A 14,748-nucleotide genomic window follows, 5' to 3' on the forward strand; every position below is an offset into this window, starting at 1 on the left:
TTAATTGGTTTCGTCTGCACTGTATTTGTAGGTATAACTATATTCTTGGCCCTTTTTAAAGCCTCCACTTCCAGCTCCACTATAATCCACAACTTCATTCCGGGTCTCTTGTAACCTGCCTGCCGTATCATACACGTATTCAATGCCCAAATTATTGGCTCCAAGCATGTGGCTTAGTTCGCCCAAGTCGTTGTACACATAGCAACTCATTGCGGATGCAACAGGATGCAGCCTAAAATCGTCGACATGGACTGCATTGCCCGATTGATTGGTCAGTTGCACGGCAGTGGCCATGGTGGCATCAAAATAAAAACTGAGTTGTGTCCATTGCCCGGCCCGCACCACCTCATTGGCCATATAATTGACCGAGGCACCACCAACCTGTAAGTTCAAGGCTGGAGGACTATCGGCAAGCACCCATACAGATGCCTTAAACCGTTCTTGCGTCTCAGGCACCAGATTGAGCACAAAACTATTTCCTCCAGAAGCTATATTTACAGAACTTGTCCCCGTGTGGGCTTGGGAATTGTCAACAGTCCCGGTGCCCAGGGTAACCCCTCCGCCCAAATCGGTTCCAATGCTTTCCTCTGCTCCAGAGAAGAAGAGTTCGTTATAAGCCGCATTCCCTGCTGCAACAAATCGGTGGCCGTCTGCCCCTGTTTTGCTGGAAACGTAGTTGCCATTAAGATCTCTACTTTCCAAAGGCATGGAATAGTGGTTATATCTTGTAGTTTCGGAAATATGTAACCATTCGGAGTTTGTCTGGGACTGCCCATATCCCCATTGAAAATCTGCGGTGGTTACCTCACGCCCGTAGGTACCATTGACGTCCACTGCACCACGCCATGCCCAGCTACCCAATTTACGCCAGATACCGTCATTCGTAGTTGTTGTTTCATCTTCATACATGGTCTCGTCATGCCATGTGCTGGTACTGGCCTGTGTTGTTTGCCATTGTCCATTTACCTGTACATCGGTCAGCATCATGGCCTCCTGGGTAAGCATATTGGTATTATTAGGGTCCTCTGCCTTAGGCCCCATGGTTGGATAGACTTCATAGGCCGGAATACGCCGTTGCCGTTCATAAGTGCCATCTGCCCGTAACGTTTCGGAATTGCGGTAGCTTCCTAAAATGGGGTCTACATCCGTGTAGGTGACCGTACTGGTATGCCCATTGGCAGTATTGCTTATCGAAACCTGAGCATTGTTGTACTCACTGCGTGTGGAAACACTCAATAAACGGTTTGTCAAACTAGCACCATTACCATCACTATCCGTCCTAAATACCGATTTTAGACTATTAAAGGACTCTTGCACGTGTCCTTGTCCTTGTGCCGTCAATTGGGTTCCGTTGGTATAGGTGTAGTCTACTGAGGATAAGATATGCCCTAAAGCATTGTACTGTTTTATTCCTTTGTAGGAACCTAAAATACCCGTGTTTAGGTGTACCCCTATTTTTTTGGCTTGGGTAGTACCCTGTTCTTCGGCGGTGACCTCTGTCCAAAAAATAGGGTCTTCGGTAGGGCCACGCTCTTCGTTTTCCAACATCAGGTTCTCACTAAAGATGTTGAAAGCAGGTTTAAGGGTATGGAAATTATACTCGGTATAATCCAATATATTGTCGTTACCATCCTTGCGATATAGGGTTACATATTCATACTGCACCCCAGGGTTGGGCAACTCTGATTGGTAGGGCACAAACTGTAGCCCATCTACTGGAGCAAAAGAGGTAATACCAGATGACCGACCTGCTTTTTCATGATCGGGCGGAAAAGTATAGTCATATTCCAATACCCCCACAGAACCGGTATCCGTGGTAGTGGTTACCTTGGTAACCTTAAGGCCGCCACCTACTTCGTCTTCTGGGATTTTATTGGCAAGGAGTTTATAATTAATGGAATGCGCAGATTGTTGACTGCCAATATCTACACATTGCCCGCGGACACCTGCTTGAAATCTCGGTGATCCTTCCCCATCCTTTCTTCCATAATAATAAAGATTGGATAAGTTTGTGCTAATTGGTGAAGCATCAACATCTCCAAAATTTTGTATAAAATACCAGTTAGGGTTTACTGCGATTCCTACAGATAAAACCATTGTGTTGTCAGTAAGTATATTTTCAACAACCATTGGTGTCATAATATCGTCAACGCAAGAGAAATTGCTAATATCTTCGGGCACATCATTGATGTCTCCTGGTATATTAACCCAATTTTGTTCATCAGAGCCTATTAGTTTATCTCGTCTTTTGCACATCCAAAGATCTAAATACACTTGATCCCCGATTTCAAAATATTTGTTGAAGTCAGTAACTAAGTCATTATCGATACCAGAAAGGTTTTGTACATATATCTTATAATCCCTATAACCGTTAAAAGTCCCGCCACACCCCCATGTCTGATTGGGATCATAATAAACAGAGAATCTTAGGTTTTCTTCCCAATATCTTCTGGAAAACGCCTCTATCCAATAATCGTCCTCTTCGTATTCAATGTCAATGGAAGCTCCTGTGGGCATCTGTATGCTCTTTAGGCTCCAACGGTCCTCATCATCATGGATATAGCCCCAGTCATCCACAAGGTCCTTTCTTGCTGAATAATACGCCGCTCTATAAGTAGGTGTGTCATCTGCCGCATTGTAAAGGTCGTCCCCCATCAATAATTTCCTTAACTCCTCAAAAGAAACGTTCTCCGCATCTCTATCGTAATAATCAAAGCGGTAGGGTGGCATATATTTCGTTCCCTGGCGTCCCCTAAACTCTACAGATTCCAACGTAAGTTTTCCCTTGTTCGGGTTCACTGGAGTAACCCATGAATTGGGGGAATTCTTAGCCAGGTCATAACTGTGGTTAAACCGTACCTCTTTTAAAATATCGTTCTGTATTCCAGATACAGCAACATCTTGTACATCTAAAATATTATCTTCCTGATGCAGCGTATAGGTATACCCATCGCCGTAGTGATTTCTGAAATCTTCGGATTGCCAATTAATCAGCACCTGATCATTCTTTGTATAATCGCTAAAACCACTGCCCAATCCTGAACCCAAATCTGGAGTGAGGCCGTCAGCGTTTTCATTGCGGACCAATAAAATTTTATCCAAGCGCAGTGTATATTCTGTATCGTAGTTAACCCCTGTTTCCCTTACATCAACATCTATCCCCATGGATTGATTGAGCCAACCCTGAGTTCCTGAAGTACCTATCTCCTCGTTTCCACCATTTTCAAAATAAAAATCCATGGCCTTTCCAACAGCATCACTCCGTATATCCTTTACAAAGAAGGCTGTATGTTCACGGGAAACAATTTTATTCAGATAGTATAACTCCTTGCGCCCAAACGAGAAGTAACCGAAATCCTCCTCATCTATTTCTCGTCTGATATTCGTGGTATAGTTACGTGCCTCATCCTCATAGGGTTGTCGCCAAGTGTAGCCATCGGACCATTTGCCATGGTCCAACCGAACCCAATAGCCATAATCATTTGGTCCTACCTTTCCATCGTTATCCACATCCACATAATCTGGTCCGGTTACCGCTGTCAACAACCAATGGGTGGCATAACGGGTATATTGGCGACTTTCTGAGACATCTGAAGCATTGTGAGGATCTTGATTGGCCGTTTTTAATAATGTTCTCTTTACTTTTTCAAATTGATAGACTGGTAAGGTAAAGTGATAGGTCTTGCCATCTGGGGAAGTAATACGATAGGCACCAATACCGTTTGGATCTACATAATTACTATCGTGCCTAACCGAAAACGGTAGCGCCTCCGGTTCTGTAACTCCGTACTGCCCTGGATAAATCTGGTCAGCCAATTCTTGATTGGTGAATACCTCTACGTATGACGGAGTAGTTGCCCTTCTATCAGGATTGGTGAGAAAGGTTCCGGTATCAGCAGGGTTATCGACCATATCGAACAACTCATCGCCGCTCAATACCACGTTACTGGGGGTTATTTTCTCCGCATTGGAAAACGTCCCATCAAAATATAGCTGCATTTGACGATTGCCTGAGCCGAAATAGCGATTTGAGCTTAATCCCGTATTATGATAAAAGACATGTTTTTTGCTATTGGCAACCTCGGAATCATTACCATCATATCCCCTATTAAAAAGTGTTACATTGTCTAATAAACGTGGTCTGAGACGACCGCCAATACCATTGGCCTGCACATCAAACATATCATAACCGGCAAAGGTGAAATTCAATTTTTCGCGGTCTGCTAGATAGTCCGTTATAAATTCCTCTTCCTGTTGCGGTAGCTCTTGCTCATATACATCCATATACGCATAGCGGTTCTGGTAATCCAAGTAGTTGCCATCTGGAAAGTTGAGGGGATTCACGCTTGCAGCCTCTGCTGAATACAATGATCCATATGCCGTATCCTTATATCCCTTACGCAAAGTGTAAGTTACTTTACGTTTTCCGAATTTTATATAAATAGGGAGGACAATTAGAGGAATTCGTGCCCCAAGGCTTTTTGTTGAAATATCATAATCCCCAGATGAAAAACTGCCCATAGATAGGCCTCCACCACCAAAACCTCCTCTTCCATTTTGATATTCCTTTCCACCGCCAGCACCAATTGAAAACATTCCCTTGGTATTATACCCAATACCCATAGTTGACATACCCGTTTTGGAATTGCCATCCGAAACAGAAGCACCAACCCCAGCAATTACCCCTCCACTTGAGGAATAGCCCACATTAGCCCCAATGTTTACAGAGGAGCCTTTTATTTGTACTCCTGCATAGGCTCCAATATAGTATTGTCCAGCAGTATTGGCACTAGCATTAATCCCCAAACCTGTTTGTGTTTGATCCAAATTAAATGTGCTCCCTAATCCAATACCAGCTTCTACCATACCCACAAGCCCCTGGTTACCGCCCCATGAGATCCCTACCCCTGCATAGCCCAATTCCGGTATTGAAGCACCCACTCCAAGTTCATAGGTTGTCTCGGCATTTTGATATGAGATAAAGTTAATGGAGGTACCGGCCTTCCAATCATCTGGCACGGCAATTTGTTGCCTGTTAATGGCCCCAGTATTCAAATACCATCCTAAGCCTGCCCATGAGGCATCCAACGTTGCAGGCACCCCTGCGTGGTACGCCATAGATATAGGAAAACCATCCACTTCCATCAAGGGAAGGGTATAGGCTAGATTCCCCGTATTCAAATTTACCATATCGGTGGCATCAATGGGTTCAAAACCTGCGACATCAGGTGAGTTTGGCCCATTATTAGATGCAAATAGAAGATTTACAGGTAAAAGACCTGTTAAAAAATTTAGTGTTAAAAACACCGCCATGACCTTATGTGAAAACTTGGTTTTCTCCATACTAGTTTTTTTATGGTTAGAGGATATTGTATTCATAGTTAAAGGATTTCATCAAAATTTAGTTGTGGCTCTATGAGGAATGGTTTTGTATGTATCTTAAATCCTACCTCACCAGTGGCAAAACCAAAATCCTGCACACTGAAAAAAAAGTAGTCCTGTTCCAATAGTTTTTTTTCTTTTGGATATACCAACAGCATATTGGTGCTTTTGTCCGTTCCATACATTCTGGGATATACATAATCTATCATGGGTATGGTATCTCTCTTTTGACTGATTAGATGTACTTTATCTCCCATCCCAAATACCAGCTGGTTGACCATGACCCCAAACTCATTCCTATTCCTCGCCGTGGCATTCAACAATTCCTGATTATTGGCACTCATACTCAAATTAAAGTAGAGGTAGTTACTGTACTCTTTTCGTAGGCTATCCACTTTTTCGTTGGAAAAACCTTCGGTGAGTTCCTGTTTCACCAACAAGTCGGTAGGCCTATAAGTAAGAGCGTAAGAAATATTTCCAATGACCTTTTCATGGTGATACCCATTTGCCTCCGTTTTAAGATAGGCGAACAGCTCTTTTTCTGAGTCGAAGGTTTTGGGTTTGCACGATACCCCCAATACCAATACAAACACAGGGGAGAGTATTTGCATTCGTAGCTTGGGCAGCCAAGAAAGTCCCCTTCTATTGAGTTTACTTGCCATTATAATCTGTATTTAGCCCTTCTAAAATGGTTTCGGTTAAATCTGAAGCATCTACAGCATACATGATGTTACCATTGCCTCCCGCTCCAAAAATTATTGGGTAGCCATTTTCCTTTCCATATTCCTTTACATAGGCATTGATATCATTTATGACCGTCTGGGTCATTTTTTGATCTTCTTCCTGTATCTGCTTCTGTATGGCCTGTTGGTAATTGTTGATTTGTTGTTGTTTGCCCTGCAGCAATTCTTGTTTGAGCTCCAACTCTTTTTTGGTCATTGAGCTTCGTTCTTTTTCATAGTCCTTCAGTTCATTTTGCCAATTCACCATAAGGCTGTCCACATTTGCCTTTAGCGTAGCTGTTTTTTTGTTAAAGGCTTCCCGCTCTTTTGCTGTGCGGTCATATCCTTCAACCAACTTGTTGATATCCACATAAACCAAATCTGATTTGGATTGTGAAATAAAAAAAGTAGCAATGCTGGCTAGTAAGGCAATTATTGAAATGGGCAATGCGAGTTTGTTCATAGGTGTAGTTCTTGGTTTTTATTTGTTGTCAATTTTGTTTTCTAGACTTTTCAAGCGTTCTTCCTGTTGAAGGATATACAGCGTAAGCTCCTCTATCTTTTCCAAGAGCAACCTGTTCATTTCACCTACTTCAATTCCATTTTCCTTAACTTCCTTGGCAGGAGGCATGTTGGGCAGATGACCCTTTTTTTGAATATACTTTCCTACTTCTTCCAAAGAAGGCAGGTCATAATCCTTTGCAAAAACATAATCTGGCCATGCCGATTGTAACTGTACCTTGAGCTCCTCGCTTATGATCTTTCCGTTTACGGCAAGTTTGTAGGTATTTGGAATAGTACTTGTACCGATACCTACATTTCCAGCACTATATGAGATGTTTCCAGAAGATTCGCTCCAGACGGTGCCTCCACCCGAAGAACCCCCAGAGCTGTCAGTTGTAACTTGCACAATATTACTGGCCACACTCTCGTTCCCGGCAGCATCCAAAGCGGTAACCGTAAAACTATAAGTGGTAGATGCGGTAAGGCCCGTGACCGTATGGGAACTTACATTGCCCAAGGTGGCCTCCAAAGCGCCATCTTTAAAAATCTTGTATCCGGTTACCCCGACATTGTCCGTGGCACCGCTCCAGGAAAGATTCGCCGTGGTCTCCGTTTCTCCATTACTGGATAGCGTTGGGACCGTTGGGACCTGAGTGTCCGTTGAGCTATCGGTTGTCACTAATATCGCATTACTGGCAACACTCTCGTTCCCGGCAGCATCCAAGGCGGTCACCGTAAAGCTATAGGTAGTGGATGAAGTTAAGCCAGTTACCGTATGTAGACTTCCACTGACGTTCACCTCAAAGACACCGTCCTTGTAAATATTATAATCGGTAACAGCTACATTGTCCGTGGCACCGCTCCAGAAAAGGTCCGCGGTGGTTTCCGTCTCTCCGGTGCTCGAAAGCGTCGGGGCCATAGGGGCTTCGGTGTCCGGAGAGGATGTGTTATTATCAATAAACGTTATTGTAAAGGTATCTGTGGTAATTACATTTAGATTGACATCTAAATATTCAACCGTAAAATAAAGGGAGCCCACAGTAGGGAACCATCCATAATATGTAGGACCTTGTTGCCCATAAGCACCAGAGGCATCACCATAATAGGCATATGGAATCGCCCCCTCAGTACGCGTATTTTCAGTTGTAATAAACCTTACTTTATCTGCAACACCGTATACAGATAAATCTGAAATTAAATTCAGACCCCCTGAATTATCAATATTCCAAGTGACATCGGTATTGAATGAGGAAATTAACGCAGTGTTGTTATCCGCATCAATAAGAGTATACGTGTAAGTGTTTTGTGCTAATGAAAGTTGGTGGTAAAATAAGCAAAAAGCAATCAAAAAAAGAGATTTATTTTTCATTTTAGTTTTAGTCAATAGTTATATTTTCTAATATTTCCAATCTTCTATCCATAGCCGTAATCTTTTGCTGTTGTTTGAGAATATACAGCGTCAACTCTTCAATCTTCTCTAACAACAGTTTGTTCATTTCACCAAGTTCGACGCCATTGGCCTCCACTTCATCTGCAGAGGGAATGTTAATCAAATGCCCTTTTTCCTGAATATGCTTTTGGATTTCCTCCAATGTTGGCAGTTTGTAGTCTTTATTGAAAACATAGTCCGGCCATGCCGATTGCAGTTGCACCTTTAGCTCTTCGCTGATGATCTTGCCATTTACCGCAAGCTTGTATTCACTTGGAATACTACTTGTACCTATGCCCACATTGCCCGTTGTATACGAAATATCTCCTGAGGATTCGCTCCAGACCGTGCTTCCACCCGAAGACCCCCCAGAACTGTCAGTTGTAACTGAGACAATATTACTGGTCACACTCTCATTACCGGCAGCATCAAGAGCGGTTGCTGTGAAACCGTAGGTAGTGCTAGCCGTCAATCCAGTTACTTGATAGGTGCTTACATTACCAAAAGTGGCCTCCAAAGCACCATCTTTAAAAATCTTATATCCAGTTACGGCAGTGTTATCGGTAGCTCCGCTCCAGCTTAAATCTGCAGTAGTCTGTGATTGACCGGTATTGGAGAGTGTTGGGGCCGTTGGATTTTGAGTGTCCGAACTCCCAGCAGTACCAAAAACCTCAACCTCTGCCAAGTGCAATGGACCAATTGAAGGTTGATATACCATTATATATCTCCCTTGTACATTAAGACCAGTTTGATCCTGAACCAAATCACTTGTTAATGTATAAAGTTCAGTATAATCATTAGGGTCAGAGCTGTTGACCAAACTAACCATAACCTTACTACCAATAAGCCTATCTTCTTGCTCTGTTGTTCCATTTCGATTATATACGACAATACGATTAATCGTGTAGGTACTTTCCAAATCGACTTTCCACCATTGATCAGTTTTGTTATAATGTGTATGCGAATATATTCCAGTACTACCATCTACTGCTCTTGAAGAAACAAAGCCTACATAAGTAGTGGATTGTTCAGTTGGTTTATTAAGTGCAAGGTTCTGGGCAAAAGCCAAAAATGGCAAGACTAATAGAATTAGCGCAAGGTTATTTTTTTGCATTCTTATATGTTTTGATTATCATCTTAAGGTCTTTCATATTTTGCTTTAGTATTTTTTGCTCATTTTCCAAAGCATCTATTCTTTTGTTCTCTTTCTCTAATTGGATTATATAAAGCGTAAGTTCCTCTATCTTTTCTAAGAGCAACCGGTTCATTTCTCCTACTTCAATCCCGTTTTTCTCAACTTCCTTGGCAGAGGGGATGTTGGGCAGATATCCCTTTTTCTCTATATGTTTTTCGATTTCCTCCAGGGAAGGCAACTCATAACCTTCCTCGAATACGTAGTCCGGCCAGCTGTCCTGGTCCACCCGAATCTCTCGGGTACGGATATTGCCATCCACGGCCAACTTATACCCTGATGGAACCGAACTGGTGCCTATAGCAACTTCGCCGGTATGGCTCAAGGTAGTTCCATTCTCAGACCATGCAGAACTTACACCTCCTGAAAGAGCATCGGTGGTTATGGGAACAGTATTACTGGTAACACTCTCGTTCCCAGCAGCATCCAAGGCGATCATAGTGAAACTGTAACTTGTAGATGCTGTTAGGCCCACTACCTGATAAGAGCTTACATTACCCAAGGTGGCTTCCAAAACACCATCTTTAAAAATTTTGTATCCTGTTACGGCCGTATTGTCTGTAGCGCCGCTCCAGCTAAGGTTAACAGTGCTCTGACCATGGCCCGTGCTTGTCAGTGTGGGCGCTGTGGGGTCTTGGTTATCCTGATTTGTAGATGGCAAATATTGTATTAAGCAAGCCTTTGTTGTAGTTGAAGAATCGTTGGTCCCATTTGAAACACCGCCTCTCCCTCTTAGGTGTATGCTGATTAAATCGTTTACACCATCACTAAAAATTTCAATAAGCAATTTTGATGCATAAATCGGAATCTGTTCTGTACCGCCCCATACATAAATGCCACTGTCTATCCATCCACCAGTACCTTCAGAGAGGGTAATCCAACTGCTACCATCAAAATAGCTTATAGCCCATTTTGTATTTGGTTGTGGTTGATTGGGATAGGTGCCTCCAAATGTTAAATAGTTAATATTTTTTGGTGTGGCCCATTCTATTTGAAAATTAAACCCATTCCCCCTCGAAGGGATCCCAAGATTAAGGCCACCAGCTACTCCGTATTCATTCCATGGAGTTTTACTTACATAATCGTCCTTAACAAGGTCGTAGAACACATCCTCGGGAATTCCCCGAGCAGGCCCTGTAATGTTACTCGTAACTGTAGCATCATTTAAAAGCGCTAAATTGATAGTACTATCTGGGGTATTCTGAGCTAAAAATATCTGACACATTAACGTGCAAAGCATAAAAGCGAAAAGTTTGTTGTTATTCATCTTTTATTTTTTAATTCGATAATTTCCTTTTTCATTGCTATAATGTAGATTGTAAGTTCCTCTATCTTCTCCAAGAGCAATCGGTTCATCTCTCCTACTTCAATCCCGTTTTCCTCGACTTCCTTGGCCGAGGGCATATTTGGCAAGTGACCTTTTTCATCAATATGTTTTTGGATTTCTTCCAGAGAAGGAAGGTCATAGTTTTTGGCGAAAACATAGTCTGGCCATGCCGATTGTAACTGTACCTTGAGCTCTTCAGTAATAATCTTTCCGTTCACCGCAAGTTTATAGGCGCTTGGAATAGTACTTGTGCCGATACCGACATTCCCGGCACTGTAAGAGATGTTTCCAGAAGATTCGCTCCAGACAGTACTTCCACCCGAAGATCCCCCAGAGCTATCAGTTGTAACTGAGACAATATTACTGGTCACACTCTCATTCCCTGCAGCGTCAAGAGCGGTTGCTGTAAAATTGTATGCAGTGCTAGCGGTTAAACCAGTAACTTGATAGGTACTAACATTGCCCAATGTGGCCTCCAAAGCACCATCCTTATAAATTTTGTACCCCGTGACGGCAATGTTATCGGTAGCTCCGCTCCAGGAGAGGTCCACCGTAGTATCTGTATTAGTTGCACTGGATAATGTTGGGGTAGTTGGGGATTGGGTGTCCGTATTGTTTGTTCCAAGTACTTCTATAGCTGAAACTTTAGGGTTGTTTGCACCTCCATCTGCCGGAAGAGAAGAAAAATAAATACTTAAAAATCCATCAGTCACACTAACAACAAAGGCTTTTTCAACAGCAGTCAAAGGGCCAATATCTGCGTTTATGTCATAGTTATCGAGTACTAATTGATTTTCCATACTCACATCGAATACTCTTGATCCAATTTCGCCACCGTGATACCATAACTCCGCGAAATGGAGAATTACATCATAAGTTCCATTGTCCACAGGTATTTCATAAGATAACGTCTGGTCTCCCCATCTTTCCGTGACATAAAGAGCATCAAGACTTTGACCATTGGTAGTAGTCCAACCACTTCCGCTCACAGAATATTGGTCGGCGAGAAAAACATCCCCGTTATGGGTAAGTTGTGGTCCACCTGCATTGACACGTAGCGATAAATTGGTCTGTGCGATTATCGATCCGCAGAAAAATAGAAATACAATTTTTAAAATAACTTTCATCTGGTTTTGATTAGGTTTGTGTTAAACTTGGACTTTTCTTATGCCAGTAGCATACTTAAGCGTTCTACTTCTTTTCGATTTCTCTTATATAATTTTGATCTTCCTTTTTTAATTCTAGAATGCAAAGGGACCAGCCCCTCAATCTTCTCCAATTGAATGCCATTTTCGGCAAAGGGAATATTGGGCGGTCCATATGCTTTGGTATCTGTGTCCAATGTAGCCTCAATATCAGGACCGTTAAATCGAGTTCTTGCCATATCATGACCAATGGATGGGGCTATTGCAACAACACTAAAAAACAAATGGCTTTGTGGGGAAAAAAAAAGTTTTTGCAATGTTTGTCCATAACTTGATATGGTTAAACAAACAGATAAGAAGGGGGTTAGAATTCTTTTCACGTTAGGTTGATTGAAATAGATGTTTGGCTACATGAAAAGTAAGAAATATTTTGTAAGATTTTTATTCGTAATACAATAAATTTTTTCTTTAAAAATTTGAAATTTTATTCTTTAAATTTATAACTATCTGTAATCCAAAAATTTGTATTCCTTTCATTAAGTGAAGACTTTAACTACATTATTTTAGAGAATTAACAATATGATAATCTTATGTTTTAAATATTAATTTCTTACACTATTTATATGAAAAAATTATCGATATATATCAGATAATATGTTGTAATTTTTACAAAAAAGTATACCTTGTACCTTCTTCTGAACCAAACGCCCAAATGAAAAGCATTCGGATTAATTCCACCATAAAGCCCATTCCCCTTAAAAAAATAAAGGCTATCAACCTGCAGGAAACCTTAATCGTACTTGCCATTATTGGCATTCTGCTATTGTTGGCCCTTCCCAACTTAATGCCATTAATATCCAAAGCGAAAAGCGTTGAGGCACAGGTACAGTTAAAAGCTATTTACAATGCACAAACTACCTATAGGTATATGCACAGTAAATATTCCGACATTATGGAGGAATTGGATTTTGAAGCGCCCAGAACAGTAAGAGAAAATGGGACCGCCAATTATATCTATGAGGTGATAAGTGCAGATAATGCCACTTTTAAGGCTAGGGCCTCCGCAATAACAGATTTTGATGGTGACGGCGTGTTCAACATATGGGAAGTGGATGAAAATGGTAACCCAAAACAGATTGTAAAGGATTGATTTTGGCTTTAAAAGTGATGCTAATGGTTTGTCTTGCAGGTATATCGTATCAGGATTTTAAGGAACGAAAAGTATTTTGGTTCCTATTCCCCCTAGCTATGCTATTGTTTGGCCTTCTTCTCTTCTTAAACACAAATGGACTAAAAATTTTTATATACTATTCCGCAATCAATGCTTTGCTTGTTACTGCAATAGTCACCATACTTTTTGTTTATACCCGGTTATTTTTAAAAAAGACCTTTCTCAACCATAGCTTGGGTTTAGGCGACATTCTTTTTTTCTATGCTTTTGGGTTGGGATTCCCCACCATAACTTTTGTTGTCCTTTTTGTAGGCTCCATTGTATTTTCCCTTCTCGTGTTTCTGTTATCGAAGAAGAGACTTGAGTTGTCCAGTGTGCCCCTAGCCGGTTTAATGGCATTTTTTCTTTTTTTTGTAGTCTTATCAAGTATCGCCTCTAAATCCACATCGCTATATGCCTACTGAAACAAGGAAAGATTTATATCTCCCTCCAACACTAGTTCAGCATATTAGTGCGGACCAAGCCTTTTTTTATAGAGTTGTCCCAAAAGAATCAATCGATGGTATTTTAGTTTTTTGGACCGATTCCAAAGCTCTTGAAAGTCTAGCTTCAGAGTTGCAAATAGTATTGGATTTTCCATTGAAGCTTGAACCACTCCCCTCCACAGAACTACAAGATTTTTTAACCGCCAATTACAGAAAAGTCGAAGCTACCCAAAATGGAGAGCTACATTATACTCCTGATTTCCTAGAAAAAATTTTGGTGAACGCAAAGGCCATTGGTAGTAGTGATATACACTTTGAGCCCTATGAAACCATATGTAGGGTACGTTTTAGATTGGATGGCAAATTGATGGAGCAATTTAGCATACCCATTCATGAGTATCCTACTATCATCAATAAAATTAAGATAAGGGCAGATTTGGATATTGCCGAAAAGCGTCTACCCCAAGATGGGCGAATTACCATGAAGTCCAACGGAAGTGAATTTGATATTCGCGTCTCCTCCCTTCCCACTCTATTTGGGGAAAAAATTGTGCTCAGGATATTGAACAAGGATACAAAATCAGTTAGCTTAACTGATTTGGGATTCAATGCAAATGAGCTTCGCAGATACAAGGAAGGGATAAAAATTCCTAATGGCATTGTATTGATCTCTGGTCCAACCGGTTCTGGAAAGACCACCACCTTATATGCCACCTTAAAACTACTGAATGACTCCAAAACCAATATCCTAACCATTGAAGATCCTATTGAATACACTTTGGAAGGGGTGAATCAAGTTCAGTTAAAAGAAAACATTGGATTGGATTTTGCCAGTGCGCTTCGAACATTTTTAAGACAAGATCCAGACATTATCATGGTTGGGGAAATTCGGGATGTTAAAACGGCAAACATGGCCATACGCGCAGCTTTGACAGGGCATTTAGTGCTATCCACCATCCACACCAACTCAGCTTGGGCCACTGTCTCCAGGCTTATTGACATGGGCATTCCGCCATTTCTGATTGCGAGTACCCTAAACTTAAGCGTTGCCCAACGTTTGGTGCGAAAGCTATGTGAAAAATGTAAACAAAAAACCGAGCTTACCGCAGATGTATTCCCTGAAGGGTTTAATCCACCTAAGGATTTAAGAGAACATTATGTGCCTGTCGGCTGTCAAGCTTGCCACCATACCGGTTATACTGGAAGAAAGGCCATTTACGAAATCATACCCATTACTGGCTCATTAACTCCCCTTATTAAAAACAATGCATTGGATATCAACAACTATTTAAAGGAGCATAACATTAGTAGCCTTAAAGACAATGCACTGCTATTGATGAAGGAAGGGACCACATCTATTGCTGAAGTATATCCATTGTTAACCACCTAAT

The 14,748-nt window shown here is 41.5% G+C and carries 10 protein-coding genes; 2 read left to right on the forward strand and 8 right to left on the reverse strand.

Annotated features, from left to right (window positions below; all coding sequences use genetic code 11):
- The 8 genes from AAY42_RS17925 to AAY42_RS05365 are packed head-to-tail and all read right to left on the reverse strand — an operon-like array spanning window position 1 to window position 12,018.
- Window positions 1-5,343, reverse strand: coding sequence for a hypothetical protein (locus AAY42_RS17925; protein WP_139063655.1), 5,343 nt, complete (start codon window positions 5,341-5,343; stop codon window positions 1-3).
- A 38-nt stretch (window positions 5,344-5,381) separates the two neighbouring features.
- Complete coding sequence (locus tag AAY42_RS05335) at window positions 5,382-6,044, reverse strand: hypothetical protein (RefSeq protein WP_055393098.1); 663 nt, start codon at window positions 6,042-6,044, stop codon at window positions 5,382-5,384.
- Window positions 6,034-6,567: an OmpH/Skp family outer membrane protein gene (locus AAY42_RS05340; protein ID WP_055393099.1), complete on the reverse strand. Its 534-nt coding sequence runs from the start codon at window positions 6,565-6,567 to the stop codon at window positions 6,034-6,036. The genes AAY42_RS05335 and AAY42_RS05340 overlap by 11 nt, the downstream gene beginning before the upstream one ends.
- A gap of 18 nt (window positions 6,568-6,585) precedes the next feature.
- A complete protein-coding gene (locus AAY42_RS05345; RefSeq protein WP_055393100.1) occupies window positions 6,586-7,977 on the reverse strand; it encodes a fibronectin type III domain-containing protein in 1,392 nt (463 codons plus the stop codon).
- A 7-nt stretch (window positions 7,978-7,984) separates the two neighbouring features.
- Entirely contained in the window at window positions 7,985-9,151 is a 1,167-nt protein-coding gene (locus tag AAY42_RS05350; protein ID WP_055393101.1) for a galactose-binding domain-containing protein, read from the reverse strand.
- Window positions 9,138-10,496: a fibronectin type III domain-containing protein gene (locus AAY42_RS05355; protein WP_139063657.1), complete on the reverse strand. Its 1,359-nt coding sequence runs from the start codon at window positions 10,494-10,496 to the stop codon at window positions 9,138-9,140. Before AAY42_RS05355 ends, AAY42_RS05350 begins: the two co-directional genes overlap by 14 nt.
- Window positions 10,493-11,683, reverse strand: coding sequence for a malectin domain-containing carbohydrate-binding protein (locus tag AAY42_RS18470; protein ID WP_055393106.1), 1,191 nt, complete (start codon window positions 11,681-11,683; stop codon window positions 10,493-10,495). The genes AAY42_RS05355 and AAY42_RS18470 overlap by 4 nt, the downstream gene beginning before the upstream one ends.
- A 38-nt stretch (window positions 11,684-11,721) precedes the next feature.
- On the reverse strand, window positions 11,722-12,018 hold the full coding sequence (locus AAY42_RS05365) for a hypothetical protein (protein ID WP_139063658.1): 297 nt from the start codon (window positions 12,016-12,018) through the stop codon (window positions 11,722-11,724).
- Between the two features lie 395 nt (window positions 12,019-12,413).
- On the opposite strand from AAY42_RS05365, the gene AAY42_RS05370 reads away from it, so the two are divergent.
- Both AAY42_RS05370 and AAY42_RS05380 read left to right on the forward strand, forming a co-directional pair.
- The gene (locus AAY42_RS05370; protein ID WP_055393110.1) at window positions 12,414-12,851 is read left to right on the forward strand and encodes a general secretion pathway protein GspG; all 438 of its coding nucleotides are present in this window, start codon (window positions 12,414-12,416) and stop codon (window positions 12,849-12,851) included.
- A gap of 474 nt (window positions 12,852-13,325) precedes the next feature.
- On the forward strand, window positions 13,326-14,747 hold the full coding sequence (locus AAY42_RS05380; RefSeq protein ID WP_055393113.1) for a GspE/PulE family protein: 1,422 nt from the start codon (window positions 13,326-13,328) through the stop codon (window positions 14,745-14,747).
- Window position 14,748: the final 1 nt, after the last annotated feature.

Origin of the sequence: Flagellimonas eckloniae, assembly GCF_001413955.1 — a bacterium.
GTDB lineage: Bacteria > Bacteroidota > Bacteroidia > Flavobacteriales > Flavobacteriaceae > Flagellimonas > Flagellimonas eckloniae.